Origin of the sequence: Gelatiniphilus marinus, from assembly GCF_042684345.1 — a bacterium.
Taxonomy (GTDB): domain Bacteria; phylum Bacteroidota; class Bacteroidia; order Flavobacteriales; family Flavobacteriaceae; genus Gelatiniphilus; species Gelatiniphilus marinus.
In genome coordinates this window covers 1-2,312 of record NZ_JBHULK010000017.1, presented here as the reverse complement: position 1 = coordinate 2,312, position 2,312 = coordinate 1, and the positions used below count along the sequence as shown (strand labels likewise).

The 2,312-nt window shown below is 28.9% G+C and carries 2 protein-coding genes; both read right to left on the bottom strand.

Annotation, left to right across the window (positions count from 1 at the left end; translation table 11 throughout):
• Window positions 1-271: 271 nt before the first annotated feature.
• Window positions 272-1,114, bottom strand: coding sequence for a TlpA family protein disulfide reductase (locus ACFSQS_RS16075; RefSeq protein ID WP_388021234.1), 843 nt, complete (start codon window positions 1,112-1,114; stop codon window positions 272-274).
• A gap of 142 nt (window positions 1,115-1,256) precedes the next feature.
• Window positions 1,257-2,039 (bottom strand): WG repeat-containing protein, encoded by a 783-nt coding sequence (locus ACFSQS_RS16070; RefSeq protein ID WP_388021233.1) that lies wholly within the window; start codon window positions 2,037-2,039, stop codon window positions 1,257-1,259.
• Window positions 2,040-2,312: the final 273 nt, after the last annotated feature.

The window sequence follows — 2,312 nt, the reverse complement described above, 5'->3', positions numbered from 1 at the left end:
TTTTGGATTTAAACGCCAATTGGGATTAACTGGAACGAAGAAAAAGGCTAGCCATTCTCCTTTTGTTAAAGGTATGGTTTTACGTTTCTCTATGTTTTCTAATTCTAGGCTCAAGTTTTCGTTAAATTAGGCACAACGGTCTCGGCTATGAGTAGTTGCGTGATTTAGCGGTTAACTTTGCAATTACACACCAAACTGAAAATCCGCGAGGATTTTCAGAAGTAGGCGAGAACAAGCAATTATTTATAGCCATTGTTACCCACAGTATTTTTTATTCGTTAATTAACTTATTTATTTCAGATTTTAAATGATTTACAAAAATGTACTTATCAGTTTCTAATCTACCATCATATCTTAATTTTCCATTTTTTAGTATTAATAAATGAGGGTAAGCATAAATTCCTAAATTCTCAACTTCTTTTATTGAGGTTGCATAAAAAGTTGGAAACTTGTAATTAAGCTCATCTACTAATTTTACGACTTTGCTAAATTCATCTCTTTTTAACGGAACGTTTATTGAATAAAATTCAACGTTAGGATTATCCTTAAATTCTAAATAATATTTTTCTAAATCAGGAAACTTTTTAAAACAAATTCCGCAAGATGTTGTCCAAAAATCGAGAACAATAATTTTTGATTTATCTAACTCGATACTTTCTTTATTCTTGTTTATTAATGATATTCCATCAAACGCTTCATTCTTATGCGCTCCAATATTATTTTGTAAAACGAATAAATTCGGAAATAAAATTATTCCAACAAACGCGAATAAAAAAAACGAAAATATAATTATCAATATAGATTTTCGATTAGAAAACAACCAGCCTAAATAAACGCTAATAGGAACAAAAATTAAATACATTAATGTTCTTGAAAAACTAGCAAAAAATGATGTTATAAAGAAAATTAGAAAAATTGGAAGAATGATTGTTAATCCTAATTTCAAATGTTCTTTTTTTCCTGTTTTATTAAATAAAAGGAAAGACAATACAAAAATTGATGGTAATGTTAATGAAATCATCCAGCTATGATTTCCGACAAAAATTACTCCAAAAATTGAGTAGATAATTATCGGTGAAATGGCAATTAATAAATAGAGTAGGACTTTTTTCATATTGTGGGTAACGGGTTTGTATAACCAAAGTTGTGTTTTGGTTTTGCAATTTTTCGTTTGTTAAATATATTAATTTTAAGGTTTAGAATTATTCTATTTTACTAAATGAAACAATTTTGGTTATACAGTGTTAGCGGTAGTTTTAAATTCGTATTTTTTTTGTTTTTCCGTTTTTTGTTACAATGGCAACTCCTTGATCAAATTTCATAGTATCATATTCGCAAGGAATGATTGTTTCTCCATCTAGATTCATCAAACCACGTTTATTACCTTTTAAAGTTAAAACATAATTATCTTCAATTTCAAACGTATTATATTCGCAAGGAATGATTGTTTCTCCATCTAGATTCATCAAACCACGTTTATTACCTTTTAGGGTTAAAACATAATTATCTTCAATTTCAAACATATCATATTCGCAAGGAACAATTACCTTTCCGTCTATAGTCATCAAACCTTGCTTATTATTTTTTGTAACAAATACGTAATTATCTGCGATTTTAAATTCATCAAAAATCTTTGAGAAATCAACTTTTTCGTTTTGACTTTCTAATGCAACTTTCTGTTTTTTATTTGTAGGTTTAGATTGTGCTTCAGTACGGAATATGTTAAAACCCATTAATGTTAAAATTAAAACGAAAGTTGATAAGATTGAGATTTTTTTCATTGTATTTGTTTTTAAGTTAAAGATGTCTTTTAAATGCCATAGAATAGTACGGTTTTTCAAATTTGAATTTTCAAAAAAATCAACTTCTAAAAATTCCGAAATCATTTTGACAGTAGAACTTCTTGGCTTAACAACACCGGATTCAATCCTTTGAATGGTGCGTATTGTTATGTTACATTTCTCTGCAACTTCAGCTTGCGTTAACCCTTTAGATTTTCTTATTCTAATTAATTCCTTTCCAAAATTTAGTGTATCCATTTTAATTGAAATTTTCAGTAAAATTATCTTAAATCGTAAAACTTACCTAAAATTAGTAGTGTTTTATTGGCGACATTTACACGACATTTGATTTTTCTTGTTATTCAGTCATATTTCTTGATGTGAAAATGTTTATTCTAATTACCGCTAACGTCCCGCGCAGCTATGCGCTGTTTTGCAAAGTGAAAAGTAGTGAAACGTTTTCACTTTGCAAAATGGCGTATAGCTGCCTGTTCTGCGGCGTTTTCACGCCGTAGTGCAGGCAGCGCAGCT

What these genes read in the sequence shown, in the direction of transcription:
- ACFSQS_RS16075 (WP_388021234.1), bottom strand. Translation starts at nt 1,114, where the DNA reads ATGAAAAAAGTCCTACTCTATTTATTAATTGCCATTTCACCGATAATT.
- ACFSQS_RS16070 (WP_388021233.1), bottom strand. Translation starts at nt 2,039, where the DNA reads ATGGATACACTAAATTTTGGAAAGGAATTAATTAGAATAAGAAAATCT.